This is a genomic window from Alkalidesulfovibrio alkalitolerans DSM 16529, assembly GCF_000422245.1.
GTDB lineage: Bacteria > Desulfobacterota > Desulfovibrionia > Desulfovibrionales > Desulfovibrionaceae > Alkalidesulfovibrio > Alkalidesulfovibrio alkalitolerans.
This window is the reverse complement of sequence record NZ_ATHI01000030.1, coordinates 82,947-107,604: the sequence shown is the minus strand read 5'-3', so window position 1 is coordinate 107,604 and position 24,658 is coordinate 82,947. Positions and strand designations below refer to the sequence as shown.

General features: G+C 65.2%; 21 protein-coding genes. 10 read left to right on the top strand and 11 right to left on the bottom strand.

Features of this window, described 5'->3' with window-relative positions:
• Positions 1-162 precede the first annotated feature (162 nt).
• Entirely contained in the window at positions 163-1,428 is a 1,266-nt protein-coding gene (gene sat / locus DSAT_RS12300; RefSeq protein ID WP_020887852.1) for a sulfate adenylyltransferase, read from the bottom strand.
• Between the two features lie 619 nt (positions 1,429-2,047).
• On the opposite strand from sat, the gene DSAT_RS12295 reads away from it, so the two are divergent.
• The 5 genes from DSAT_RS12295 (at position 2,048) to rarD (ending at position 8,951) form a co-directional block, all read left to right on the top strand.
• A complete protein-coding gene (locus tag DSAT_RS12295) occupies positions 2,048-3,736 on the top strand; it encodes a hypothetical protein (RefSeq protein ID WP_020887851.1) in 1,689 nt (562 codons plus the stop codon).
• Entirely contained in the window at positions 3,696-4,010 is a 315-nt protein-coding gene (locus DSAT_RS12290; protein WP_020887850.1) for a hypothetical protein, read from the top strand. Before DSAT_RS12295 ends, DSAT_RS12290 begins: the two co-directional genes overlap by 41 nt.
• A gap of 13 nt (positions 4,011-4,023) precedes the next feature.
• Positions 4,024-5,946, top strand: coding sequence for an aconitate hydratase (locus DSAT_RS12285; protein WP_020887849.1), 1,923 nt, complete (start codon positions 4,024-4,026; stop codon positions 5,944-5,946).
• Positions 5,947-5,953: 7 nt separating this feature from the next.
• The gene (locus DSAT_RS12280; protein ID WP_020887848.1) at positions 5,954-7,846 is read left to right on the top strand and encodes a SurA N-terminal domain-containing protein; all 1,893 of its coding nucleotides are present in this window, start codon (positions 5,954-5,956) and stop codon (positions 7,844-7,846) included.
• Positions 7,847-8,027: 181 nt separating this feature from the next.
• Positions 8,028-8,951 (top strand): EamA family transporter RarD, encoded by a 924-nt coding sequence (gene rarD, locus DSAT_RS12275; protein ID WP_020887847.1) that lies wholly within the window; start codon positions 8,028-8,030, stop codon positions 8,949-8,951.
• Between the two features lie 327 nt (positions 8,952-9,278).
• Here rarD and DSAT_RS12270 read toward each other — a convergent pair whose 3' ends face one another.
• Complete coding sequence (locus tag DSAT_RS12270; protein WP_020887846.1) at positions 9,279-9,758, bottom strand: metallophosphoesterase family protein; 480 nt, start codon at positions 9,756-9,758, stop codon at positions 9,279-9,281.
• Positions 9,759-9,928: 170 nt separating this feature from the next.
• On the bottom strand, positions 9,929-10,339 hold the full coding sequence (locus DSAT_RS12265; RefSeq protein ID WP_040371236.1) for a hypothetical protein: 411 nt from the start codon (positions 10,337-10,339) through the stop codon (positions 9,929-9,931).
• Positions 10,340-10,716: 377 nt separating this feature from the next.
• Between DSAT_RS12265 and DSAT_RS12260 the strand changes: the two genes are divergently transcribed.
• The 3 genes from DSAT_RS12260 to DSAT_RS12250 all read left to right on the top strand — a co-directional run bounded on the left by DSAT_RS12260 (position 10,717) and on the right by DSAT_RS12250 (position 14,329).
• Positions 10,717-12,357 carry a glutamate synthase-related protein gene (locus DSAT_RS12260; RefSeq protein ID WP_020887844.1) on the top strand — a complete coding sequence of 547 codons (1,641 nt, stop codon included), beginning with the start codon at positions 10,717-10,719 and terminating at the stop codon, positions 12,355-12,357.
• 164 nt (positions 12,358-12,521) lie between these two features.
• Positions 12,522-13,655 carry a sensor histidine kinase gene (locus DSAT_RS12255; protein WP_152490324.1) on the top strand — a complete coding sequence of 378 codons (1,134 nt, stop codon included), beginning with the start codon at positions 12,522-12,524 and terminating at the stop codon, positions 13,653-13,655.
• Positions 13,652-14,329, top strand: a complete 678-nt coding sequence (locus tag DSAT_RS12250) for a response regulator (protein ID WP_020887842.1) — start codon at positions 13,652-13,654, stop codon at positions 14,327-14,329. Before DSAT_RS12255 ends, DSAT_RS12250 begins: the two co-directional genes overlap by 4 nt.
• An 8-nt stretch (positions 14,330-14,337) precedes the next feature.
• Here DSAT_RS12250 and DSAT_RS12245 read toward each other — a convergent pair whose 3' ends face one another.
• The 5 genes from DSAT_RS12245 to argJ all read right to left on the bottom strand — a co-directional run bounded on the left by DSAT_RS12245 (position 14,338) and on the right by argJ (position 19,496).
• Positions 14,338-14,664 (bottom strand): TraR/DksA family transcriptional regulator, encoded by a 327-nt coding sequence (locus DSAT_RS12245; protein WP_020887841.1) that lies wholly within the window; start codon positions 14,662-14,664, stop codon positions 14,338-14,340.
• Positions 14,665-15,136: 472 nt separating this feature from the next.
• Entirely contained in the window at positions 15,137-16,675 is a 1,539-nt protein-coding gene (locus DSAT_RS12240) for a hypothetical protein (protein ID WP_020887840.1), read from the bottom strand.
• Between the two features lie 330 nt (positions 16,676-17,005).
• Positions 17,006-17,629, bottom strand: coding sequence for a LysE family translocator (locus DSAT_RS12235; protein WP_020887839.1), 624 nt, complete (start codon positions 17,627-17,629; stop codon positions 17,006-17,008).
• Complete coding sequence (locus tag DSAT_RS12230; protein ID WP_020887838.1) at positions 17,626-18,303, bottom strand: HD domain-containing protein; 678 nt, start codon at positions 18,301-18,303, stop codon at positions 17,626-17,628. Before DSAT_RS12230 ends, DSAT_RS12235 begins: the two co-directional genes overlap by 4 nt.
• A gap of 5 nt (positions 18,304-18,308) precedes the next feature.
• A complete protein-coding gene (gene argJ / locus DSAT_RS12225; protein WP_020887837.1) occupies positions 18,309-19,496 on the bottom strand; it encodes a bifunctional glutamate N-acetyltransferase/amino-acid acetyltransferase ArgJ in 1,188 nt (395 codons plus the stop codon).
• 277 nt (positions 19,497-19,773) lie between these two features.
• Here argJ and DSAT_RS12220 point away from each other — a divergent pair, with 277 nt between their 5' ends.
• A complete protein-coding gene (locus tag DSAT_RS12220; protein ID WP_020887836.1) occupies positions 19,774-21,051 on the top strand; it encodes an ethylbenzene dehydrogenase-related protein in 1,278 nt (425 codons plus the stop codon).
• A gap of 266 nt (positions 21,052-21,317) precedes the next feature.
• On the opposite strand, the gene DSAT_RS15640 is transcribed toward DSAT_RS12220, so the two are convergent.
• Together DSAT_RS15640 and DSAT_RS14965 are read right to left on the bottom strand one after the other, a co-directional pair.
• A complete protein-coding gene (locus tag DSAT_RS15640; protein ID WP_020887835.1) occupies positions 21,318-21,494 on the bottom strand; it encodes a hypothetical protein in 177 nt (58 codons plus the stop codon).
• The gene (locus tag DSAT_RS14965) at positions 21,491-22,231 is read right to left on the bottom strand and encodes a PilZ domain-containing protein (protein ID WP_020887834.1); all 741 of its coding nucleotides are present in this window, start codon (positions 22,229-22,231) and stop codon (positions 21,491-21,493) included. Before DSAT_RS14965 ends, DSAT_RS15640 begins: the two co-directional genes overlap by 4 nt.
• Before the next feature lie 233 nt (positions 22,232-22,464).
• On the opposite strand from DSAT_RS14965, the gene DSAT_RS12210 reads away from it, so the two are divergent.
• A complete protein-coding gene (locus DSAT_RS12210) occupies positions 22,465-22,752 on the top strand; it encodes an HU family DNA-binding protein (RefSeq protein WP_020887833.1) in 288 nt (95 codons plus the stop codon).
• Positions 22,753-22,862: 110 nt separating this feature from the next.
• Here the strand turns inward: DSAT_RS12210 and DSAT_RS12205 are convergent, their stop codons facing one another.
• Positions 22,863-24,281, bottom strand: a complete 1,419-nt coding sequence (locus DSAT_RS12205; RefSeq protein ID WP_020887832.1) for a TolC family protein — start codon at positions 24,279-24,281, stop codon at positions 22,863-22,865.
• Between the last annotated feature and the right edge of the window lie 377 nt (positions 24,282-24,658).

Here is a 24,658-nt window from a genome sequence, read left to right as displayed (position 1 = left end):
GTGGCTTCTTTTTCACAAGCTCGGGTGTGAAAAAATTTTTACATTCAAAACAGCATGATGCAAATAATCTATAGGCCGGAAGTAGGGCGCCAAAAACAGCAAAAAGGGGTGCGCCCTGACGGACGCACCCCTTTTCACAATCATCTCGTTCCAGTCCGGAACTTACTTCATGGCCGTGCCGGCGGCGGCCTTCTGCATCTTGACCTCGACCTTCTCGGTCAGGCCCGCGTAGTACTCGCGCAGGATGTCCAGGACCTCATCGCGGCCGAAGTGGTCGGCGACGGGCTCGCCCTCGGACAGGGCCTTGCGCAGCTTGGTGCCGGACAGGATGACGCGGTCTTCCTTGGTGTGCGGGCAGGTGCGCATGGAGGCCATGCCGTCGCACTTGTAGCAGTAGAAGGTCCAGTCGATCTTCATCGGCTGGCAGAGCAGATTCTTGGCCGGGTCGGCGCTGACCGGGATCTTATCGAAGATCTCCTGGGCCTCGAAGAGGGTGTAGAAGTCGCCCACGCCAGCGTGGTCACGGCCGACCAGCAGGTTGTTGATGCCGTAGTTCTGACGGAAAGTGGCGTGCAGCAGCGCCTCGCGGGGGCCGGCGTAGCGCATGTCGAGGGGGTAGCCAGCGTTGATCACGTTGGCGGGCACGAAGTACAGGTCGATCAGCTTCTGGATGCACTTGACGCGCACGTCGGCCGGGATGTCGCCGGGCTTCAGGTTGCCGATCAGGGAGTGAATGACCACGCCGTCGCACACTTCGACGGCGATCTTGGCCAGGTACTCGTGCGAGCGGTGCATGGGGTTGCGCAGCTGCAGCGCGGCGACCTTGGCCCAGCCCTTGGCGTCCATCTCGGCGCGGATCTCGGCGGGGGTCTTGTACACACCGGGGAAGTCCTTGCGGTAGTCGCCCTCGGAGAGGACCTGCACCGGACCGGCGATGTTGTACTTGCCCTGCTTCATGACCATCTGCACGCCGGGGTGGTCATCCAGCGCCACGTCCCAGAACTTCTGGGAGTCGTCGCCGTTGCCCTTGAAGACCATCTCACATTCCCACTTCTTCTCGGCCTCGGTGAGCTCGTAGACTTCCTCGACCTTCATGATCGCGTAGATGGTGCCCTTGGCGCCGACCAGCGCGACTTCTTCACCGGCCTTGACGGCCTCGTTGGTGTCGCAGACCACGGGAACGGGCCAGAAGGTGCCGTTGGTCAGCGTCATCTTTTCGCAGACGCTCTTCCAGTCGGCCTTGCCCATGAAGCCGTTCAGGGGCGAGAAGCCGCCGATGCCCAGCATGATGCAGTCGCCCTTGACGCGGTCGGAAATCACGACCTTCTTCAGGCCTTCGGCCTTCTTCAGCGCGGCCTGAAGCTCGGCACCCTTCAGCAGGCATTCGACAAGGCCTTTGCCACCGTGGGGAGGAACAAGTCTCGACATGACCATCTCCTTTCAAATAAGGTTTTTTGCAGCGTACCGCTTCACCGGACCGCCTCGCGCCTGTCCCGCTTGCATTTTCCCATCCGGTTACGCCGAGAATGACGGTCGTCGGAGGATGGGCGGGCGCAGGCTGGTCGGACGGCCGGATCGTCGACCAAACTGGCCTCCTTCTTGTGAAAAAAACAACAAAATGTCAACCCGCTTTTTGCATTTTGTAACATTCCGAACTTTCAACGTATTTCGGGTCAACCTGCGCGCTCCACCTGAAACGAGGATGGAGGCCTCCAGACTTCTCATTAGATCCCAGGATGATAGCCAAATCTCCCAGGCGCCGCCGCGCAACCCTTGCCGCGCGCGCCCATTTCGCCCGGACGCACGCCTAGTTCGCGGAAAGGCCCGTGCCTGGGGAACACACGGCGCACCCGGGCCATGTGATCAAATACGCAAGCGGTCTCGAGGCGGCCTCAACACCCGCTTCCTTCGCGTTCGAGCCGTCGCGGCGGCTGGCGCGTGACGCAATGCGATCACGCTCCGGCCGGACGGCGCGGGTTTCCCTTGCCTCTTGATGATGTTCGGCGTATGGAAACGGGTTCAAAACAAGGACACGGCACAACCCCCGATGACAAAAGAACGCACCATGCCCGGCAGGCCGCCCCAGGCCGCCCGCCGCGACGATCACAAATCCGGCCGCGCGGACGACCGCGCCGCCGACTCCTCCGGCAGCCGCTCCCGGCCCGAACAAAGCCTCGAAGACATCGACGCCAAGCTGCTCAGGCAACTCGTGGGCCGCACCCGCCGCCTGGCCCGCGAGGCCCAAGCCCGCCGCGCCAAGGGCCAGCCCGTGGCCTCGGCCCCGCAGGAAAAGGCATTGTGGGGCGTATGGGCCTCGCACCTGCGCGAGGCCGGGTTCTCCGACCGTTTGGCCAAGCAGGTTTTCATCGCCCTGAACGCCCTGGCCTACGACGCCGCCACCGGCCCCGAGGCCCGCGAACAGGCATTCTTCCTGACGCCCGCTTCGGGCAGGCTGCAGATCGCCGTGGAGGCCCCGGCCTCCTCGCGCAAAGCCATGTACTTCCTGGCCTTGGCCTCGGTCACGGGCGCGGAGTGCGCCGTGAGCCCGGTCGTGGCCGCCGACCCGCTCATCGAGTTCGCCAAGGCCATGAATCAGGTCGGCGGCAAGCTCTCCTGGGAAGGCTCTGAATTCGCCGTCCGAGCAGAAAGCGCACTGGGCCTTGACGGGGCCTCGCCCTTCGTGGGGTCGTTCGAGCCGGTCTTCGCGCTCCTTCTGGCCCTGGCCCTGACCTCCCAGGCCAACTGTCGCTTTTCCGGCGGCCCGGAACTGAAGCTCCTCGACGTGGGACCCTACGCCCGGCTGCTGCCCATGCTCAACGCCCGACTCGCGCCCATCGACCGCCGCGCGCCCGGCCTGCCCGTGCGTCTGGAGTCCGGCGACCAGCCGCCGCGCGAGATCGCCCTGCCCACCGACTGCCCCGAGGATCTGGCCGCAAGCCTCCTGCTCTTCGGCTGGCGCTTCGAGGCGGGCCTGTCCATGACTTTCGCTCCCGAGTCCGCCGCCGCGCGCGGCGTGGTCGAGGCCGCGCCCGTGCTGGCCCAGTGCGGGGTGGAGGTCCGGCTCGAACCGGGCCGAGCCACGGTGCGTCCCGACACCCCAAAGGTACCCGCGCGGCCCCAGTTGCCCGCCGATCCTGTCCTTGGCTCGCTGCTTTTAGCCCTGCCGCGCTTTCGCGCGGGAGAGACGACGCTCATTGGCATGCCCGATGCCGACTCCCCACTTGCAGCCTCAGCCTTCAAGCTGCTCGAGGCCGCAGGTTTGACCATCGAGGTCAAGGGGGGGCGGCTCGCGACGCGCGACGCGCCCTGGCCCGAATCGCCGGTCTTCGCTCCTGAATATGGGGCGCTCGTTCCCCTGGCCGCGGCCCTGGCCGCCGCCGCCCCGCGCGGAGCGCGGCTCGAGCTTCCGGCGGGCCGCGACGGCGACGAAGCACGCCAGGTGCTCACGGCCTGCGGCAAATCGTTCACCGACCTCGGCGAAGCCCTGGATATCGAACCCGGTTTCGGCGACCCGCAGGCCGTCCACGTTCCCGATGCGGGATATGCCCTGGCCGTGGCCGCGCTCTCACTGTCCAAGGCCCCGCAGGCCCTGGCCAACCCAGGCGCGGCCTCCACGCTCTGGCCAGGATTTTTCAATATCTTCAACAGGTTTCCCACCCTTACGGACAGCCTTTTCGCCCGCAAGGAAAAACCCGATGACGAACCCGCACGCAATCGACGCATCAAAATCCGCTGAGGCGAACGACTCCGCGGCCGCCATCGCGGCCCTCAAAGCCGTGATGGCGGATTTCGCGGCCCAAAAGACAGCCCAAGAGGGCGAAATTCGGCGTCTCATGGATGCCGAGGACCCTGCGCGCGGCATATTCTTCGCCCGCGAACTGCACGAGGCGCGGCACGAAAAGATGCGTCTCGAAACCGAAATCCAGTTCTGCACGGCCAGGATACGGCGTCTCGAACTCGGCATCGTCGAAAACCTTCCGCCCAACCTCGACAGGGGCTTCCCCTTTTAGGAGACACCTTCGGATGGCCCAGAGCATCACCCAAAAGATCCTCGCCGCCCATCTCGTGACCGGCGACCTCGTTCCCGGCTCCGAAATCGGGCTGCGTATCGACCAGACCCTGACCCAGGACGCCACCGGCACCATGGCCTACCTCCAGTTTGAGGCCATGGGAGTGCCCCGCGTCAAGACCGATCTCTCGGTCTCCTATGTGGACCACAACACGTTGCAGATGGGCTTTCGCAACCCCGACGACCACCGCTACCTGCGCACCGTGGCCGCGCGTCACGGTGTGGTCTTCTCGCCTCCGGGACTGGGCATCTGCCACCAATTGCACCTGGAGAACTTCGCCAAGCCCGGCGCGACACTCATCGGCTCCGACTCCCACACTCCCACCGCGGGCGGCGTGGGCAGCTTGGCCATGGGCGCGGGCGGCCTCTCTGTGGCCCTGGCCATGGCGGGCGAGGCGTACGTCATCCCCTGTCCCAAAGTGGTCCGGGTGGTGCTCACGGGCGCGCTCACGGGCTTCGCCTCGGCCAAGGACATCATCCTGCACCTGCTCGGCGAACTGACCGTGAAGGGCGGCGTGGGGCGGGTCTTCGAGTATGCCGGGCCCGGCGCGGCCACGCTCTCGGTGCCCGAGCGCGCTGTCATTACCAACATGGGCGCGGAGCTCGGGGCCACGACCTCGATCTTCCCCTCGGACGACCGCACGCGCGAGTTCCTGCATGCCATGGGCAGGCCCGATGACTTCGCGGAGCTTCTGCCCGACGAGGGCGCGAGCTACGACGAGGAGGTGGTCATCGACCTCTCGAAGCTCGAGCCCCTGGCCGCCGCGCCGCACATGCCCGACAAGCGGGTGTCCGTGCGCGAGATCGCCGGGTTGAAGGTCGATCAGGTCTGCATCGGCTCGTGCACCAACTCCTCCTACCTCGACCTGAAGACCGCGGCCCTCATGCTCAAGGGCAAAAAGGTCGCCACGGACACGGATACCTTCATCTCTCCCGGTTCCAAGCAGGTCATGAAGATGCTTGCCCGCGAGGGACTGGTCGAAGCCCTGCTCGACTCGGGCGCGCGCGTCCTGGAGTGCACCTGCGGTCCGTGCATCGGCATGGGGGGCTCCCCGGTCTCGGGCGGCGTCTCGGCTCGCACCTACAACCGCAACTTCGAGGGCCGCTCCGGCACCAAGGACGCCAAGGTCTATCTCGTCAGCCCCCAGACCGCGGCCATGGCCGCGCTGCGCGGCGAATTCACCGACCCCGCCACCTGGGGCGACGCGCCGCAAAAGCCCGAGCTCCCGGCCGAAGCGCCCTCCATCCGGGATATGTTCATCTTTCCGCCCGAAGACGGCTCCCAGGTCGCGGTCATGCGCGGCCCCAACATCGTGGCCCTGGAGGATTTCGACCCGCTGCCTGACAGCATCACGGCCAAAATCCTACTCAAGGTCGAGGACAACATCACCACCGACCACATCCTGCCCGCCGGGGCCGAGATCACGGCGCTGCGCTCCAACATCCCGGCCATCTCCAACCACGTCTTCGGCCGCGTGGACGAGGAATTCGTCGCGCGCATCCGGGCCGAGGGACAGGGCATCATCGTGGGTGGCGAGAACTACGGCCAAGGGTCGAGCCGCGAGCACGCAGCGCTCGGTCCTCGACATCTCGGCGTGAAGGCGGTGGTCGTCAAGTCGCTGGCCCGCATCCACCGCGCCAACCTCGTCAACTTCGGCATCCTGCCGCTCTTTTTCGTCAACGCGGAAGATTACGACAAACTCGCGCTGGGGGAGGAATTGACGATCCCGGCCACCGAGGTCACCCCCACAGGCATCGTCGAGGCCGTCACCGCCTCGGGAACGCGCATCCCGCTGACCAACGACCTGTCGCCCGCCGAGCTCGACATCGTGCGTGCCGGCGGACTTTTGAACTTCGTCAAGAACAAGCGAGGCTAACAGCACCATGCTCGAATTCATCCGGAGAAACGCCCAAGGCTGGGGCGTCAAGATCATCTTCGCCCTCATCATTCTGGTCTTCGTTTTCTGGGGCGTGGGCTCCTTCAACGAGACCAGAACGTCGGTCGTGGCTTACGTGGACGACATGCCCATCACCGTGGGGCAGTACAAGGAGCGCCACGACCAGGAACTGGAGCGCATCCGCATGCAGTTCGGCGAAGTCAGCTCCGAGGTTCTCGGCCAGATCGACTTCCGCCGTCAGGTCCTCGAACAACTCGTGGATCAGCGGCTCATGGAGCGCGCCGCCGCCAAGGCGGGGATCGTCGTCTCCGACGCCCAAGTCCGCGACGCCATCTTCTCCATCACCGCCTTCCACGACGAGACAGGGCGCTTCAACAAAGATGTCTATAACCGCCTGCTGCTCGGCCAGCACATGACCCCCTCACAGTTCGAGGAGTCCGTGCGCCAAAGCCTCGTGGCCCAAAACTTCGTGCGCCACGTTGCGGGCGCGGCCGTGGTCACCGAGAGCGAGGCCAAAGACATGTTCACCTTCGCCCGCGAGCAGGCCAGGGCGGAATACGTGCTCTTCCCGGCCGATGCCGAGCGCGAGGGCATCGAGGTCACGGACGAGGAAGCTCAGGCCTTCTACACGGAGAACGAAGCGGCCTTCGCCACGCCCGCCGTGGCCGCCATCGCCTACGTCGAGTTCACTCCCGAAAGTCTAGCCAAGCCCGACCAGGTGAGTACCGAGGAGGCCCGCGCCTTCTACGACGCCGCCCCCGAGCGGTTCGGTCAGGAGGAGATGGTCCGCGCCCGGCACATCCTCTTGACCTTGGACGCGAATGCGAGCGCCGAGGAAGAAGCTGCGGTGCTGAAGAAGATCACCGACTTAAGGGCGCGCATCAAAAACCTGGACGACTTCGCCGCCACGGCCCAGCGCTCCTCCCAGTGCCCGAGCGCCCCCGGGGGCGGTGACCTGGGCTGGTTCGGCCGCGGCGCCATGGTCGAGCCCTTCGAAAAGGCCGCCTTCTCTCTCGCTCCGGGCGTGGTCTCCGAACCCGTGCGCACCCGGTTCGGCTACCACCTGATAATGATCGAGGAGAAGCGCGAGGCGGGTATCCCTGCCTTTGAAGAGGTGCGCGACGAGATCGCGCGCCAACTCGCCGAGGACAAGGCCGAGGCCCGCATCCCCGATCTCCTGGACGAGGCTCTGGCCCGCTTGGCCTCGGGCGAGAAGCTCGCGACCGTGGCCGACCAACTCGGCCTGCCGCTGCGCGAAACCGAGCCTTTCTCCCGCGATCAAGGTCCCCTGGAGCTGCCCCTTTCCGACCGTGACACGGCCGCCGTCTTCGCCCTGCCCCAGGGGGGCGCCACGCTGACTCCGCTGCAGATCGCGGATGGCTTCGCGCTGGCCGAAAAGACCCTGGACCGTCCGGCCTCCATCCGTCCCTTCGAGGAAGTTCGCGCCACCATCGTCGCCGAGGTCACTCGGCGCAAGGCGGCCGAGAAGGCGGCCGAGACCGCGAGAACGGCCCTTGCCGACATCGCGGCCGCTGGCGGAGAACTTCCTGCCAGCCTCGCGACACGCGCCAGGATCACCGAACCTTTCACTCGGCAAGGCCAGATCCCTGGTCTGGGCAGCAACGAAATGCTCGCCGAGGCCGTGTTCACGGCCCCAGGCGAATCCTGGCTGGGCGAACCCGTTGCCGTGGCCGCTGGCGCGCTCATCGCCCGCCGCGTGGAGCTCATCGCCCCTTCGGAAGCGGATTGGGAGAGTCAGAAGGGGTTCTTCCTGGAGACACTCGAACAACGTAAGCTGGATGAGATGCTGCGGGCCGTCATCGACCAGCTCCGTGCGGAGGCCAAAGTCGAGATAACCGACCGCAGCATCCTGCAGTAGCCATACAGCGCCCCTTGCCCCCGGACGGGAGCCGGAGCGCACCCGACCACACAGATCGCAAGCCCGCGCGCATTCGTCATGCGCGCGGGCTTTTTTCGCACCCAGTGAGCAACCTTGACTCCACAGCCCCTCGGGCGTAGAGACTGCTTCCCTTTCCCGGCAAACCACGCAAGGCCACAGCATGCAGCCCGCCGCGCCCGCAGACGACCTCTCCCCTTCCGAACAACGGCTCGGCCGCATCCTGGCCGTGGCCGCGTTCCTCTCCTGGGGACTTCTGCCCATCTACTGGAAGGCGCTTGGCGAAGTGCCCGCGACACAGATCCTGTGCCATCGCATCGTCTGGTCGGCTGGCTTCACGGGGCTGGTGCTGACCCTGACGGGCCGCTGGAGCGAGACTCTTGCGGCCGTGCGCCAAGGCAGGACGGCCATCCTCCTCTTGGTCGGGAGTTGCCTCGTCTCGGTCAACTGGCTGATCTACATCTGGGCAGTGAACAACGACCACGTGCTCGAATCGAGCCTGGGCTACTATCTCACGCCGCTGGTCAACGCCACGCTGGGCATGGTCGTGCTGCGCGAACGGCTGCGCGGCCTGCAAATGGCCGCCGTAGGGCTGGCGGCCGTGGGCGTGGCCAACCTCGTTTTCGCCTATGGCCGCTTTCCCTGGATCGCCCTGAGCCTGGCCCTGACCTTCGGTTCCTACGGCCTTTTACGCAAGAAGGTGCAGGTCAAGCCCATCCCCGGGCTCTTCTGGGAGACTTTGGGAGTGACCCTGCCCGCGCTCGTCTATCTCATCTGGGCCGAGTATGCGGGCCTCGGCGCGTTCGGCCATGCCGGGACCGCGACCACGCTGCTCCTGGCCGGGGCCGGAGTTGTCACGGCGCTGCCGCTTCTATGGTTCGCTGGCGCGGCCAGACGCATGCGGCTGACCACGCTCGGCCTGTTCCAGTACATCGCGCCGACCTGCTTCTTCTCGCTGGGCGTCTTCGTCTACGGCGAGCCCTTCACCTCTGCCCACGCCGTGACTTTTGGCTGCATCTGGGCGGGCATCGTCCTATATACCTTGAGCGGGCTTCGGGCGTTGCGCCGCATCCACCCTCCTTCCTAACAGGCCTTTGAAGAACCTCACTTTGCAGACTGTTCAAAAGCGCCAGATGCAAGGCGCAAGAAAACGCCGGGGCCGACGTGTATTTCTGATACACGAGGGTCCGGCGCTTTTCGCGGCAACGCCGCAGATGGCGTTTTTGGGACAGTCTGCTAGAACCAGTTTCAAAAGTAACCCCGTTGCGAGACCGCGCGAGAGAAGCGAAGGCAAGCCGGGGAGGGGAAAATACCCGGAGGCGTGGCAGCGCCACGTCGAGGACATTTTTCTCTTCCCGGCGCCGCCATCGCTTCCCGCAGCCGGTCGCAGCAGGGGGGAGTTTTGAAACAGGTTCTAAACGCGGACTTGCACGGCCTTGGGCTCCTCGCCGGGCACGAGGTCGAGGTAGGCGAAGCTGCCCTCACCTTCTTGCAGCGCCCCCGGGTTGAGCACCCACCTGCCGTCGATCTTGCGCCAGTCGAAGACGTGCGTGTGGCCGTAGCAGATCACCTCGAAATCCGGCCCGAACTCGCGCAGCACGTATTCCGCCGAGGAGCCCTGCGAGCAGGTGCCGTGCGAGGCGCCAACTCGGAAGCCCTCGAAGGTCACCGCGATGCGCGGGGCCAGATGCCTGCGCGCCGAGCCCGTGCACATGTTGCCGCAGACCATATGGACGTTGGGATGCGAGGCTTCGAGGAAGCGCACCATGCCGTCGCCGGAGATGTCGCCGCAATGGATGATGGCGTCGGCCTTGGCCAGGTGCTCATCAAAGACGCGCCTGAACCAGGGCGTGGGTTCGTCGAGGTGGGTATCGGAGATGACGGCTACGCGCATGGAAGTCCTCCTTTCTCGCGGCGGGAATCCCGCCTGGCTGTCGCGTTAAGGCCGCCGAACCGGGATCGCGAGAAACGTCCGGCGGCGCGCCTTCCTTTTACACGATCCATATACCCGCTCGGGGCATCGAGGTCCAGCCGTGATGGAAAACTCGCGCAGAACCGACCCGCTCAGGTGGCGTCCGAAGGACAAAGGCGGATGTCGGCCGAGAGCCCCTCGCGGGCCAGGCAGCGGGAAAGGCTTTCGACCACGGCCCGTGCGCCGGGAGGCAGAGCGCCCGGACAACCCAGGTCCAGGATGAATGTCCTGCATCCGGCATCGAGTGCCCGCACGAGGCAGTCGGCCAAATTGAAACAGGCCGACTCGTTCCACTCGCCGTGCGCAACGGCCACGAGATGGTCCTCATATTGGCGGGCATGGAGCACGGCCCCGCCGTCGTCGTCGGCGTAAATATCCTCGGACAAGGCATTCTCTCGCGGCGGACGCAGGTCGGCCCGATAGCGCCCCTCGTCCAGCATATGCAGCCTGAAATCGGATGGCGCTCCGGCGTCATGGCGCGCCGTTCCCGTGGCCGCGAGCATGCGCGCAACCACTCGAGAGGAAACGGTCTGTCCCTGACAACGGGTTTCATCAACTTCCGTGGTCCAAGCCCCTGTCCGGGCTTTAGGCATGATTATCGATTCCGCCATGATTCGCCTCGTGAAGCCGCATCCCGCAAAGAGCGGCCCACCTAAATGCATACGCCATGCACGGCTTTCCTCAATCGGACAGCCCCCCACTTTCGATCGGGACATTATCCCGGTTTTCCGGGACAAATCTCCCGGCTTTCTCCTCCGCCTCCCTATCGACGAACGGGCGACTGACCGTGTTATGGTCCGCGCCGCTGCGGCGCCGCGCTTTCCCGCCAGGCATGCGCCCGCCACGGCCAGACCGCAACGATCGCCCAAAGAGGAGAAACATGAGCGCCTATCCCAAAAGCAACGACGTCCTGGGGACCACCAATCGCGGCACTGCCTGTGAATCCGGCCTGTGCACCCTGTGTCGCGCCGACTGCGCCGGAAAGTGCGAGACCTGGCTATCGAGCCTCAAGGGACGCAGCGTGCTTTATCCCCGCGACTTCGGTCTGATCACGGCGGGCAGCGGCAACACCGAGCACGTCGGCGTGTCCTACAACTCCCTGCGTGTGCAGGGCTTCGCCTACGGCGCGGCGGGCGTGGCCCCCGACCGGACCACCAACCCCGACGATTGCCTGTTCACCAACGTCTCCCTGGAGACCCAGTTCGGCGCGGCGCAAAAGACGCCGGTGCGCATGCCCCTGATGACCGGCGCGCTCGGCTCGACCTTCATCGCCGCCAAGTACTGGGATTCCTTCGCCGTGGGCTGCGCCCTCTCGGGCATTCCCATTGTCATCGGCGAGAACGTGGTCGGCGTGGACCGCACCGCCGAACTGGCCGACGGCAAGACCGGCTCAGCCCCCGAGCTCGATCGCCGTATCGCCATCTACAAGCGCTACTACGACGGTTACGGCGCAATCATCGTACAGCTCAACGTCGAGGACACACGCAACGGCGTGGCCGAATACGTCCTGCAAAAGCACGGTGATGATGTGGTCATCGAGCTGAAGTGGGGCCAGGGCGCGAAAAACATCGGCGGCGAGATCAAGGTCACGAGCCTGGATTACGCGCTGTTCCTCAAGCGCCGCGGCTACCTCGTGGATCCCGATCCCGAGCGCCCCGAAGTCAAGGACGCCTTCGAGAGCGGCTCGCTCACGGCCTTCGCCCGCCACAGCCGCCTGGGCTACACCGACCTCTCCAGCGTGGAGCAGGTTCGCGAAAACTTCATGCAGGCCGTGGACTACCTGCGCAGTCTGGGCTTCAAGCGCATCTCGCTCAAGACCGGAGCCTACGGCATGGAGGCGCTGGCCATGGCCATCCGTTTCGCCTCCGACGCCAACCTCGACCTCTTGACCATCGACGGCGCGGGCGGCGGCACCGGCATGAGCCCCTGGAACATGATGGAGACCTGGGGCGTGCCCTCCATCCTCCTGCACGCCAAGGCGCGCGAATACGCGGCCCTTCTGGCCTCCAAGGGCAAGAAGGTCGTGGACCTGTCCTTCGCCGGCGGCCTGGCCCGCGAGGACCAGATATTCAAGGCCCTGGCCCTGGGCGCGCCCTTCACCAAGCTCGTCTGCATGGGCCGCTCGATCATGATTCCCGGTTTCCTCGGCTCGAACATCGAGGGTGCGCTGCACCCCGAGCGCCGCGCCTGGGTCAGCGGCAACAGGGACACCCTGCCCAAGTCCGTGCGCGACATCGGCGAGACGCCCGACAAGATCTTCGCCGGATACCACGACCTCAAGCGCAAGATCGGCCCCGAGGCCATGCGCGAAGTGCCCTACGGCGCGGTGGCCATCTGGACACTCATGGACAAGCTGGGCGCGGGCCTGCAGCAACTCCTGGCCGGCGCACGCAAATTCTCGGTGCAAAACATCACGCGCGAGGACATCGCCTCGGCCAACCGCGAGACCGAGCGCGAAACTGGCGTTCCCTTCATCACCGACGCGCAGGACGAACTCGCCCGGCGCATCATCTCCGCCTAACGAAACATGAAGAGCGGGGCCGTTCGCGTGGACGGCCCCGCCTTTCACCCTGGCCGATTCACGACGGCGGCAGCCCCGCCAGCGTCTTCCCGAACCTGCGGCATGGGCTGACAGACGAGGCGCGAGGGGGTAGTATCCGGCAAATGAAAGGCGACGGCGAACGCATGGCCCCCTCTCCCTCCGCATTTCCCGAACCCGCTCCCGCCCTGCCTCAGGAGCGGCTGGCGCACGAACACGAGAAGGCCCTGGCCGCCCTGCGCGAGCGGGTCAAGGAGCTGGACTGCCTGTACGCCATCACGCGGCTCTCGCAGCGCCGCGACCTCTCCCTGGACGAGGTGCTCTCGGGCGTGGCCGAAATCGTGGCCCGCGCTTGGCAGCACCCCGAGGTGGCCTGCGCCCGCGTGGTCGTGGGCGGCCGCACCTTCGCCACGCCGGGCTTCCGCCGCCCGGTCAGCCGCCAATCGAGCCCCGTGGTCGTGGACGGCGAACGCATCGGCCGCATCGACGTGGGGTATCGCGAGGAACGTCCCGCCTGCGACGAAGGGCCATTCCTGCGCGAGGAACGCGTACTCCTCGACGCCGTGGCCGAGCATTTGGCCCGGATCATCGCCTCGCGCCAAGCCGAGGAACGGCTGCACGAACTCTCGCGCGAGCTTATCAAGGCCCAGGAAACCGAGCGCCAACGCATCGCGCGCGAACTGCACGACAACGTGGCCCAAGAACTCTCCATGCTGCGCATGGGGCTTGAGGCGCTGCCAGATCTGATGGAGAAATCTGGCGAGCAGGCCGCGGGTCAGGCCCGCGACCTCTCCGCGCGCCTGGGCGGGGCCATCGCCAGCTTGCGCGATCTTTCCTACGATCTTCTGCCGCCCGCGCTGGACCAACTCGGTCTCGCCGAGACGGCGTTTCGGCTCTGCGAGGGATTTTCCGCGCGCCACGGCATCGAGGTGGCCTTTTTCGCGGATGGCATGCAGGGCGTGCGCACCTCCTTCGAGACGCACATCAACCTCTACCGCATCCTTCAAGAGGCCCTGGCCAACGCGCGCAGACACTCCGGCGCGAAGCTCGTGACGGTCAAGCTCATCGCCTCCTACCCGGATATCATCCTTCGCGTGGAGGACGACGGCGCGGGCTTCGACCCGGACATCCGTCAGGGGCAGGCCCTGGCTGAAAAACGCATGGGACTCTGGAGCATGCGCGAGCGCGCCCGACTGCTGGGCGGACGCCTGACCATCCGTTCCAAGCCGGGCGCGGGAACGCGCATCGTGGCCGAAGCGCCGCTAGCGGGGACTCCATGAGCGCAAAAAGGCGCATTCTCATCATCGACGACCACCCGCTGATGCGCGAGGGACTGAAGGCCATCATCGGCCAGGACGCCCGCAACGTGGTCGTCGGAGAGGCCGGAACAGCCGCCGACGGACTCAGGCTCGCGGCCGAACTCTCGCCCGACATTGCGCTCGTGGACATTTCGCTGCCCGACGCGGGCGGGCTCGATGTCATCCGCGAACTGACCGCGCGCGAGCGGGCGCCGCGCGTGGTCGTGGTCAGCATGCACGCCCGCATCGACCTCATCGCCGAGAGCTTCAAGGCCGGGGCCTGCGGCTACGTGGTCAAGGAGTCCTCGGCCCAACGCCTGGCCCAGGCCCTGGACGCGGCAGCGCGCGGCGAGCAGTATCTGGACAGTTCCCTGGCCCCAAAGGTGCTGATGAAGCTCAGCGAATACTCGGCCCGCCGGGCCCAGGCCAGCGACGCCGCCTATGGCTCGCTGACCCAGCGCGAGCAGCAGATCCTGCGCCTTTTGGCCGAAGGCCACTCGACCACGGACATCGCCTCGCGGCTGTTCATCACCCGCAAGACCGTGGAGAACCACCGCGCCAACCTGATGCAGAAGCTCGGCCTCTCGAACCTGGCGGGCCTCGTACGCTACGCCGCGCGGCTTGGCCTCATCGACCTCGATTCCGCGCCCGAATAGCGCCACGCTCACACACCTTCGGCCGCACGGGCGCAGGCGATGCAATACCGTGCCGCCGGGGCGGCGCGCAGCCGCTGCACGGCGATGTCCTCGCCGCACTCCTCGCACACGCCGTAGCCGCCTTCGCGAATACGCCGCAAGGCCACCTGAAGCTCCAGCAGCCTGTCGTTCATGCGCCTGAGCCACCCATGGCTGGCATGGTACTCGCGCACGAAATCCTCCGGATCCTCGCGTTCGTCCGCATGGAACTCCCGCCAGCGGTCCATGGACTGGCCGATCTCCTCGATTTCCCGTTCGATCTCCTGCTCGACGGAATGCAGTTCTTCTCTGGTCATCTCTCTCTTCCTCCTTGATGCAATAAAAAAGCCCCGCTCTCCATGACACGGAGGCGGGGCACGACATGCGGCGCGTATGCAACGGCTACATGTCTGCCCCAAAAATGCCAGCCTCAAGACGAGCGCACGACATGGCGCGCCCGTAGCGAATGGCTGTTTTAATTTTTCTTTCTTTCATGATGCCATTTACCTGATTCAAATTTCCGCCCGTTGCGATATAAAATTCGTCAAGAATTCTTGATCGCCACCAAACGGCATTGCTTCAATGCATACCACTGTTTTTTATTTTGGCAACAAGAAAAACGAAAAATACGTGTGAGGATATTTATCCCCGTTTCTGTATCCCAGAAAGTCTTTCAATTCATCGTGACGGCACTACGCTGCGTCCCGAAACCGTCCACGAATGGACAAACGAAAAACGCCGCGCCTCCAAGCCTGGAGGCGCGGCGTTTAAACGCTTCTCGGCGGACTGCTAGGCGACTATGATCGCGTAGGCCACGCCCAGGGCGCCGAGCGTGCCCAGAATGTAGGCTGGCAGGCGCGGCATCTCGCCGTTTTGCTCCATGGCCCGGCCGAACATGAAGAAGACCAGCGGGTGGACCAGGAAGGGCATGGAGAAGATGAAAGGAATGAGCAGCGCGGCCTCGGCTCCGAACATGCCGCCCTGTGTGGCGGCGAAAAGGCCGAAGTGTGAGATGCCCGAGGAGATGGCCATGGCTGAGTTTTCGAGCGACATGCCGCCGAGGCTTAGCATCAAAAAGCCGCCGAAGACGGCGCAGAGCTGCCAGCCAAAGGAGAACTGCATAAGCCCCTTGACCTCGGCCGCGTCCTTGCCGCCAGCGCGGCGCAGGGTTCGCATGGATATCACCGTGAGCACCACGCCTGCGGCCACGATGGCCAGCGACGGCCAGAACATGAGTGTTCCCATCTCCGCGCTCATGGCCAGCACCGAAAAGACAAAGATATGGCCGAAGAACGGCACGTTGATCATGATCGGCGCGCGGTAGGCCGCCGTGGGGCCGAGGTCTCCGGCCGTGCAGGCGCCGGTGAGGCCCGAGTGGGAGAGAGCACCCGCCATGCCCGGCGCGAGGTTCCTGGAGTTGGCCGTGCGGCCGAAATACATGAGCAGGGCGATGCCGCCGAACATCCAAAACATCTGGCCGAAGAAGCCGTAAGCCAGGACCGCGTTCATTCCGGTGATGGCGAAAGCCTCATCGATACGCGAGCCGCCGATCATGAAGTTACCCGCCAGAACCACGGGGATGCCCGCGAAGAGCAGTGCGCGGATGGTGGGGCCGAAGCACCACTTGTAGCACAACGCGCCGAGCCCTGCGGAGAGGATCATAGCGAAGAATATCTGCGGCAGCCCGATGAGGGGCCTGATCGCCACGGCGATCTGGTAGGAGAGGAAGAGCACGAGTAGGATGCCGACCATCTCGACCAGCCCCTTCTTGATGTAGAGACGCTTGTTGGCCACTGTGGCCTTGTAATCGATAAGGATGATCGCGGCCACGATGCCGATGTAGGCCACCACCGGATAGTAGCGGGCGAGGTCGCCGCCACCGATGCCCACGGTGAGACGGTAAACGGCCTCAAGCCCCAGCAGCAGGAAGAAGGAGCGGATGATGAAGACCATCTGGGTGCGGCCCGTGCCCATGACCACTTCCTCGGTGGAGGGTACGACCATGTCGTCTGGCTCCAATTCGATGCCGCCCAGGATCTTGCGCAACTCCTGGCCGCCCACGAAGAAGGAGACCGTAAGCGCGATGACCGTGGTGCGGCTGATGAGGTCGATGAGCGAGAATTCCGGCAGGCCGGGGCTGGAAACGCCGCTCTTGACCAGCACGTAGCCCATGCCCAGGCCGAAGATGACGATGATCAGGATGGGCGAGTAGCGCGTTCCCGCGACCACGGTCCTGGCGATGAGGACCATCGGGACGAGAAGGAACAGCGACAGCCAGAACTGGTTGAGAATCTGCAGATGCGCGATCTGCTCGATGACGACGTCCATGATTCCCCCGAAACGGTAATAATGTCGGGAATGAAGCGCAGGAAAACCTGCGCTCCCGGGGCCACGCGCCACGCATCGGCAAAACGGGGCATGCAGAGGACCCGAAGCATGAACTCTAACACGCTTTGGGCTCCGGGCAATAGTGGCCTTCGGCCCCGCCGCGCCATCGCGAGCGAAGCCCCCGGCTCCTTTGTCTCAAAATGATTGTGTAGTCAATCAAAATGGTCGGGTTTTCCGTTCATCACGGTCCGAAAAAAATGAACCGCGCGGGAAACGGCAATGGCGGGCGAGCTCCCGCCCGGCCCCGTCTCGCGCGAGCCACGCTGATCGTCAGGCGGGTCGCCGCATGAGCGCGGTCATGAGGCCAGCGCCGATCAGGGCCCCGCCGCCGACGCGGTTCAGGGCGCGCATGGTTCGCGGATCGCGGGCGCGCTCGCGCACGGCTCCGGCCAGCAGGCCGTAGAGCGTGGCGTTGACCACGGCCAGGACCACGAAAGTCGGCACGAGGAGCGCGAACTGCGGCCCGAGTGGTTCTCCGTGGCGCACGAACTGGGGCAGAAAGGCCACGAAGAAGGCGATGCTCTTGGGGTTGAGCGCGGTGATGACGAAGGCCTGGGCGAAGAGTGTCCGGCTTTGGCGCGGCGTGCAGGCGCGGGTGGCCGGGGCAGCCGGGGAGGCCTGCCAGCTTTTCAGGCCCAGCCAGATCAGGTAGGCCGCGCCGCCCCACTTGAGCAGAGTGAAGAGTTCGGCCGAAGCCGTGAGCAGCGCGCCCATGCCGAGTAGCGCGCAACTCATGGCCAAGAGGTCGCCCAGGGCCACGCCGGGCGCGGTTGCCCAGATGGAGCGCCTGCCGTGGCTGAGCGCGCAGCCCGTGACGTAGAGAATGGTCGGTCCCGGAATGGCCAGCACCACGGCCGAGGTCAGGACGAAGGCCAGATAGAGGTCGAGGCTCACGGCTCGTCCTTTCCTCTTTCTCCCAAGGCCGGGTCGGCCGCCTTCTTGCGGCCGTTCTTGTTCTCCCACCAGGAGCGGTCCGGGCCCTTGAACCACCAGTCCGTGTGGTCGGTCTGGGCGATCCGCGCGGCCAGTTCGCGGCCCTCGGGGGTGCGCAGGCGTTCGAGCGCGCAGGCCAGCCATTTGCCCGCGTAGGTGTTGCCCAGGTCGAGTTGTTCCTTCAGGTTCAGAATCAGGTCGATCTGGTCCGCGTCCTGCGCAAGCCTGGCTTCGAGGCTCTCCACGACCTCAAGCTCCTCCCACAGCGGCAGGATGCGCTCGGCCAGCCCGGTTCCGGCCAGGGCGTCGCGCAAGGCGTCGGTGCGGCGCGAGGAATTATACATGCGGTTGACGTAGTTGAAGTCGCCGGTGCGCGCCTCGTGCAGATCGTGGAAAAGACAGAGCATGACCGTGCGTTCGGCGCTCGCCCCGGCCATTTCGGCCAGGACGAAGCCCACCACGGCGGTACGAAAGGAATGCTCGGCCACGTTTTCCTGCCCCGTGCCCAGGAACTGATAGCCCGAGCGCGGGGTCTTGCGGAGCATGCCCGCCTCGAAGAGGAAGTCCGCCAGGCGCGAGAGCCTGTCGCGGCCGCCGAGGTTCTGCGTGGCGTTGCAGGTGAAGGTTCGGGTCATGGGGATTATGTCCTGTAGTCTGCATTGATGGAGATGTATTCGTGCGTCAGGTCCGAAGCCAAGAGCACGTATTCGCCCGGCCCCTGGCCGAGCGAGACGTTCAGGCTCACGTCCTGCTTGCGCATCAGAGGCGCGAGGATGGCGTCCATGTCGCCAGCCACGGGACGGCCGCGGTCGAAGATGGTCACCCCGCCGATGGCCACGCTGACCTTGTCCGGGTCGAACTGCGCGCCGCTGCGGCCCAAGGCGGCCACGATGCGGCCCCAGTTGGCGTCCTTGCCGAACATGGCCGTCTTGACCAGGGGCGAATTGCCCACGGCCCTGGCCGCGTCCTCGGCCTGGCGGTTGTCCGCCGCGCCGACCACGGTGATGCGCAGGACCTTGGTGCCGCCCTCGGCGTCCTCGACGATCATGTAGGCCAGCGACTGGCAGAGGTCCGAAAGCGCGGCCGCGAACTCCTGGCCACATTCGCAATCGACCGTGACGCCGCTGGCGCCGCCCGCCAGGGCGAGCACGCAGTCGTTGGTCGAGGTATCGCCGTCCACGGTGATGCGGTTGAAGCTCTCGTCCACGGCCTTTTGCAGGATCTCGCGCCACCAGGCGGGATCGACCGCCGCGTCCGTGAGCACGAAGCCGAGCATGGTGGCCATGTTCGGGCTGATCATGCCCGCGCCCTTGGCCATGCCCATCAGCCGCACCTCGCGGCCGTCCACGTCCAGCCTGCGCCAGGCGATCTTGGGGAACTTGTCCGTTGTCATGATGGCCTTGGCGAAGTCGATGGGCCCGGCCTTGCCCAGGCTCTCGCCCAGGGCGGGCACGGCCGCGCGCCACTTGTCGAGCTTCAGGTGCTGGCCGATGACGCCCGTGGAGGCGGGCAGCACCTCGACCATCTGGCAGTCGAGGAGCCCCGCGACCATCTCCAGGGTCAGGCGGCAATTGACCAGCCCTTCCTCCCCTGTACAGGCGTTGGCCTGGCCGGAGTTGGCCACGATGGCGCGCACGCGCGGCAGCACCTCGAGCGTTTCGATGCACTGCAGGACCGGCGCGGCCTTGAAAAGGTTGGTGGTGAAGACGCCCGCGGCGGCCGCGGGTTCGTCGGCCACGATCAAAGCCAGATCGAGCTTGTCTTTCTTCTTGAATTCGGCGGCCGTGGCCGCGAAGCGGAAACCCTTGGGAACTGGAATGGCGCCCATGCGCACCTCCGCGAAAGGATGAGGGGTGCAACCGTAGCCCAAGACCCAGGGCCGTGCAAGCGCCCTGCCGCGCGACATTGTCCTTGCGCGCCGCCGGTCCTTGTTTTCGTTCAGCTCAAGCCCGTCTTGCATACCTCCTCGTTCACTCCCCATCCTGCCTTAGGCCCGGATGGGCGCAAATAAACACCGTTCTTGATATTGACACTGAAAGTCTTTTTCATTTACCAACTCCCGACTGTTCGTTCACCACCACTTGTCATTCAAGGAGCACGACCACATGCGAATTGCCGCTCACAGGCTTCACGCTGTCCGCCTCATCCTTCCCGTCCTGTGCCTTCTGCTGGCCGCGGGACCTGCCGCCGCCTATCCCCCCGACGGCCCCGCGACGCCCCTCGCCGTGCAGGCCGCGTACGACGACGCGACCATCGCCCTGCGATTTTCCTGGAAAACCGACAAGGGCTATCCCGGACTTCTGCACGACCTGCGCAGCTACGACGCTGCCAAAGGCTCCTGGGAGCGCCCCGCCCGAGTCAACGAGGACCGCATCTCCTTCATGGTCGAGGACATCGACGATCCCGTGCAGGGCTTTGCCAATCATGGTTGCTGGGTAACCTGCCACACCGATCTCAACGGCATGCCGGGCAACGCCGGACGCGGCGACACACGGCACTATGTGCTCAAGGGCGAGGGGCAGGGCAGGATGCTCGACATGTGGCACTGGCGCGGCGGACGCTCCGGCCCCATGGGCTACGCCGAGGACACCTGGGTGCGCGCCCACGATCTGAACAGCGACGCCCAAGGCCGCCGCCGGGACGACGACGCGGGCTCGCCCACGACCCTGCTGCGCGACAAGGGCGATCGCCTGCGCGAGGACCAGCCCTTTGCCGTGGCCTTCACGTTCGAGAGCAAGGACGTGACCTTGCCCGAATTCGTCTTCGATCCGCAGAAAAACTCCGGCCACTATTTCCTGGTGGACGACAATGGCCTGGCCAAGGCCGCCCCGGTGGCCGAGTTGGCCAATGCGCACTCCATCGAGGCCATGGCGCGCGGCGAGCGGCAGCACGCCCTCATCGCCACGGGCGAGAAGGCCAACGCCCTGCACGTGGCTTCCCTCTCCGATGAGGAAAAGGCCCGCATCGCGGCCGAGGCCCTGGCAGGCGGCATCATCCCGCGTCCCGTGCTCTTCGACCATGCGGGCGATCAGCACGACATCCGCGCCGAGCGGGCCTTCGACGAGGCAACCATGACCTGGACCGTGACCATGATCCGCGCTCTGGATACCGGTTCGAAAAACGACGTTTCGTTCAAGGGACTCGACGCGGGCCGCGTCTACACGCTCGGAATGGCCTTGCACGACGGCAACGGCAGCGGCATGAGCCACCTCGTGGCCCTGCCCGCGAGCCTGGGCAAGGCGGGCAGCGGCTCGATGATTGAGGCCGCGCGCGTGAGCGACGTCGCGAAGGCCGACTGGACCAAGGTCCCCACGGCCACGGTCGATCTGTTCACGGCCGAGCCTGTCTCCTGGCAGGAGATCGACGCCAGCGCGACGAACTAGCGCGGCGCGGCCCCATCGGGCCGCCTCGCATGGAGCAAAAAGCGGAGGCCGTGGACCATGCGATCCACGGCCCTTTGCCGTTCCCGCCAGTCAGGCGGACCGAAGAAATCGAGCTTGTTGACAAAACCCTTTTCCAGGCTGCTCCAAAAGACTCAGATGCAAAGCGCGAGAAAAGCTCAAGGCAGACGCGCAGTTGTCATGCGCGAGGACGTGCACTTTTCACAGCAAAGCAGCAGATGGGATTTTTTCGGCAGCCTGAATCCGGGCTACTTTTTCTTCTTCAGGCTTCGGGTGTACAGGGTCGCCCCTGCAAATGCCCCGCAGAGCATGCCCAGGAAAAGGCCCCTCTCCAGGGTCGTGAAAAGCAATCCGGCGACAACCCCCAGGGAGCCCCCGATGAGGATGCCCCGGGCCAAGTAGTCGGTGATGTCCTTTTTATTCATGGCGCTCGCTCGATGCTGTAGGTCAGTGATTTCGACACACGGTCGCCGGTGAGCCAGCCGTCCAGCTCCTGACGCTGCGATTCGGTCATTTCGGTGAAGGAGACCCCCACGCCGGGCGCCTCCATGCCCGCACCCCAGGCCACACGCCAGCGCACCTGGGCGGCGATAGGCGTCTGGTCGGCGAACTCCCGGATGCGCAGCCACAGGCGCTGCCTGTCCGCGAATTCCGCGAAGGAGCACAGGAAGCATCCCCCCTGGGAGACATTGACGGTCACCGAGCGTTCGGCTTGGTCCTCGGCGAACGTCTCGGCGCGCGAGACGAGTACGTTGAAGACGAGGTCTCCACGCGGCTGGACGCGCAGGATGCGCGGGCTGAACACGGCGGCTTCGAGGTGCACGAAGTCGGCCACGATGTTCCCGCTTTGCGCGGGCTGGCCATAATACAGGCCGTGAATCCTGCCGTCGTGGGGATCATGCCGCAGCCGGAGTACCGGGTAGCTTTCGAGCACCTCGTGCACGAGCCGTTTCTCGCCCGCCGGAGCCTTGATGAGCGTGGGGACATCCACGAGCAGTCCGTGGTAGGCGCTCTCGCGCAGGCGAGCGCGAAGGCTCGGCAGGTCCTCCACCGCGTCGTGCTCCGCACCGGCGACCGCAAGCGCGGCACGATAAGCTTCCTTCGCCTCCCCTTGCTCGGCGAGCAGCAGGACACGGACGTGTTTTTCGCGGCTGACGGTCATTGCTCTCCCTACACATTAAAAGCTTACGTTTTTTCCCTCGCCCGGGCAAGCACGGCGGCCGCGCAACGCGCCGCAGGGCGATAGAATCGACGCCCTGCGCGGTTTCACGGGAAATTCGTTTGACAAGCGAAGACGCGCACGGCAAAAGCGCATACATATACGCTTGCGGCCTGCGGCCAGTTAATTCTGAATCCCCCCGCACTATCCGCGCGTCACGCCAAGGAGGTAGTTTTATGTTCAGCAAGGCCCAGTTTGTCGAGGAACTCAAGAACGCCCAGCCCGACGTCTTCAAGACCAAGGCCGATGCGGAAAGGGCGTTTGACGCCTTTTGCGCCGTCCTGGCCAAGGGAGTCGAGGGCGGCGAAGGCGTTCGTCTTCCCGGCGTCGGCACCTTCACTGTCAAGCAGCGCGCCGGCCGCACCGGCCGCAACCCCCAGACCGGCGCGACCATCACCATCCCCGCCAAGCGCACGGTCAAGTTCTCCGTGGCCAAAGGCCTGGACGAGTCGCTGAACGCGTAGCTCACCTCGCCGCAAGACGCGGACCACGGTCAGGCATAAAAAAGCCGGGCGGTCGAAAGACCGTCCGGCTTTTTTCATGGTGACGGCGACGTGGTATACGCCGCAAAAGCCTATTCCGTGGCCAACGAAATGTTGCGCACGCCCATGGAAACATAAAGCCGCGCCAGTGCCTTCTGGTAATCGGCCAGGGCACTGGAAAGCTGCGTTTCAGCGTCGGTCAGACGTGACTGGGCGTCCAGCACGTCGGTGTTGGTGCCGACCTGGGCTTGATAGCGGGCCACGGCCATGCGGTAGCCTTCTTGCGCCGCCTCCACGGACTTGCGGGCCACGCCGATGCGGTCCGCGGCCTCCTGTAGGTCGAGCAAATTCTGCTTGACCTCGAAGGAGGCGTCCAGGCGGGTGTTGGCCAGTTCGGCCTCGATCTTGGCGACGTTCTCTTTGGACGCCTGGTAGGCGTTGTAGGTCTTGCCCCACTCGAAGAAAGTCCACGAGGCCTGCGCGCCCACCGACCACGACGAGTAGCCCGTGCGGTTGCGGGGGTTGCCCCTGAGTTCGGGGCTGTCGCCGCTTTGCGAGTATTTGTAGGTGGCGTCCACGTCGGGGTAGAAGTCGCTAGCCGTGATCTTGGCGTCCTGCTGCGCGATCTCCACGCTCTTGCGGCCGATCTGCAGGTCGGGCCGCTGGCGGTAGGCGGTGGCGAGGCAGTCGTCCAGGCTGCGCATGAAGGGCAGGTAGTCCAACTCGCCGACGTACTCAGTGGGGTATTCGAGGGGCAGGCCGATCAGAGTGTTCAGACGGGCGGTCTGGGTGGCCACCTCGTTTTTGGCGACCAGGAGCGTCTGCTCGGCGGTGGCCAGATCCACTTCGGCCTGCAAAACGTCGAGCTTGGGCCTGAGCCCCACGTCGAAGAACGCCTGCGTGACCTGAAGCTGCGATGTGAGGCGGGCCACGGCGTCCTCGGCCGATTTGACGTCCATGCGGCCTTTCAACAGATCAAGGAATGTCGTCTGGATGGTGCGCACAAGAGTCAACTCGGCGTTAGACAGTTGGGCCTCGGCCTGCTCCTTGGCGATTTTGGCCCGCTGATAACGCGAAAGAAGCTCGAAGCCCCTGAAGATCGGCTGGGTCACGTTCAGGCTAAAGGCCCAGCGATCACGGGAACCGGTGACGCGGCCGGCCGTGGACGGTTCGCGGTCAAGCCGCTCGTAGCCGTAGCCTGCGGTCATGGTCGGACCGAAGGCGCCAAGCTGCGAGCGCCTGCCGTATTCGCTGCCCGAAAGCTGGAAGCGCGCGGCCTCGATCTGGGGATTGTAGGTCAGTCCCCGCCGCACGGCCTCTCCGAGGTCGACTGGGCCGGTCATCGAGGCAATGGGGTCTTCGGGATCGAGCACGGGCTGTGTCGTCTCGCCGCCCTCTTCCGCGACGGGCGTGCCCGTCGCGACCGAGTCGTCCTGCGCCCAGGAGGGCGCGGCAAGAAGTGAGGCCAGGAAAATCATCGTGCCGAGCATGGCCAAGCTTCGCTTCATCATGAGTCTTTATCCCTCGGTAAGTGTCGCTGCCTCGGACGAAGGGGCCGCGAGGCTTTGCAAGCGTATCGGAACGTCTCCTACCAAACCCGGAGAGAAAAATAAACACTTGTTTAGCGCGCCGCCCCGAAAGTCCCACCCGCCGTGTTTCCCCGCCACGCGCCCAAGCGCTTTCCCGGCTGCTGGGCACGGCCGGGGGAGGTACGGCGGAAAAAAGCTGGCGGCAACATTCGTGCAATGCCAAAGCGGATCGACCAAGCGCCGGAAAACGTCTTTCGACGGTCGACGACGGCAAGCCTGCGAACCGCCCATACGCGTTGCAAGCTTTGTGCGAGAATTTTATGTTCACGCGAATATCATGAACAGTGTTGACCAGCGCC

Coding starts and splice junctions, on each gene's coding strand:
- DSAT_RS12260 (WP_020887844.1), top strand. CDS start 10,717: ATGAGCGCCTATCCCAAAAGCAACGACGTCCTGGGGACCACCAATCGC.
- argJ (WP_020887837.1), bottom strand. CDS start 19,496: ATGGGCGCCATTCCAGTTCCCAAGGGTTTCCGCTTCGCGGCCACGGCC.
- DSAT_RS12230 (WP_020887838.1), bottom strand. CDS start 18,303: ATGACCCGAACCTTCACCTGCAACGCCACGCAGAACCTCGGCGGCCGC.
- DSAT_RS12210 (WP_020887833.1), top strand. CDS start 22,465: ATGTTCAGCAAGGCCCAGTTTGTCGAGGAACTCAAGAACGCCCAGCCC.
- DSAT_RS12280 (WP_020887848.1), top strand. CDS start 5,954: ATGCTCGAATTCATCCGGAGAAACGCCCAAGGCTGGGGCGTCAAGATC.
- DSAT_RS12240 (WP_020887840.1), bottom strand. CDS start 16,675: ATGGACGTCGTCATCGAGCAGATCGCGCATCTGCAGATTCTCAACCAG.
- DSAT_RS15640 (WP_020887835.1), bottom strand. CDS start 21,494: ATGAATAAAAAGGACATCACCGACTACTTGGCCCGGGGCATCCTCATC.
- DSAT_RS12285 (WP_020887849.1), top strand. CDS start 4,024: ATGGCCCAGAGCATCACCCAAAAGATCCTCGCCGCCCATCTCGTGACC.
- DSAT_RS14965 (WP_020887834.1), bottom strand. CDS start 22,231: ATGACCGTCAGCCGCGAAAAACACGTCCGTGTCCTGCTGCTCGCCGAG.
- DSAT_RS12245 (WP_020887841.1), bottom strand. CDS start 14,664: ATGACCAGAGAAGAACTGCATTCCGTCGAGCAGGAGATCGAACGGGAA.
- rarD (WP_020887847.1), top strand. CDS start 8,028: ATGCAGCCCGCCGCGCCCGCAGACGACCTCTCCCCTTCCGAACAACGG.
- sat (WP_020887852.1), bottom strand. CDS start 1,428: ATGTCGAGACTTGTTCCTCCCCACGGTGGCAAAGGCCTTGTCGAATGC.
- DSAT_RS12220 (WP_020887836.1), top strand. CDS start 19,774: ATGCGAATTGCCGCTCACAGGCTTCACGCTGTCCGCCTCATCCTTCCC.
- DSAT_RS12205 (WP_020887832.1), bottom strand. CDS start 24,281: ATGATGAAGCGAAGCTTGGCCATGCTCGGCACGATGATTTTCCTGGCC.
- DSAT_RS12250 (WP_020887842.1), top strand. CDS start 13,652: ATGAGCGCAAAAAGGCGCATTCTCATCATCGACGACCACCCGCTGATG.
- DSAT_RS12295 (WP_020887851.1), top strand. CDS start 2,048: ATGACAAAAGAACGCACCATGCCCGGCAGGCCGCCCCAGGCCGCCCGC.
- DSAT_RS12265 (WP_040371236.1), bottom strand. CDS start 10,339: ATGCTCGCGGCCACGGGAACGGCGCGCCATGACGCCGGAGCGCCATCC.
- DSAT_RS12290 (WP_020887850.1), top strand. CDS start 3,696: ATGACGAACCCGCACGCAATCGACGCATCAAAATCCGCTGAGGCGAAC.
- DSAT_RS12255 (WP_152490324.1), top strand. CDS start 12,522: ATGGCCCCCTCTCCCTCCGCATTTCCCGAACCCGCTCCCGCCCTGCCT.
- DSAT_RS12270 (WP_020887846.1), bottom strand. CDS start 9,758: ATGCGCGTAGCCGTCATCTCCGATACCCACCTCGACGAACCCACGCCC.